Genomic DNA, 365 nt, shown 5'->3' with positions numbered 1-365 from the left:
GAATAGTCGCCGCGGAACATCAGCAGCAGCACCAGCGCGATGGCGGCCCACTTCATGCCGGTCCGCAGCCAGGTGGCGAGTGTTCCGCCCGGGAGGCCCAGCGCGTTCGCGAGCATTTCCACCTGCTGGCCGAGGAAGCCCGAGGGCGAATAACCGGTGTAGCCGGGGGTGGGGTCCATGATGGCCCAGGTCCAGCCGATCCCCAAGTTGTAGGGGATACCGCTCAGGAGCAGCACACCGAAGCTGATGCCCGCCGTCGCGCCCCACATCAGGAACTTGCGCGGCCAGGACGCGGAGGCACCTGCCCACATCACTCCGATGAACGGCAGCAGCAGCACGGTGATCGGCTTGATGCCGATGGATGC

1 pseudogene is annotated in these 365 nt (G+C 66.6%); it reads right to left on the bottom strand.

What is annotated here, in order from left to right:
- Window positions 1-365, bottom strand: a pseudogene (locus P2Q66_RS12505) (hypothetical protein); the annotation flags it as partial.

The sequence above is a fragment of the Arthrobacter sp. Cr_A7 genome, from assembly GCF_029222765.1.
Classification (GTDB): Bacteria; Actinomycetota; Actinomycetes; order Actinomycetales; family Micrococcaceae; genus Arthrobacter.
This window is presented reverse-complemented; position numbering and strand designations above follow the sequence as displayed.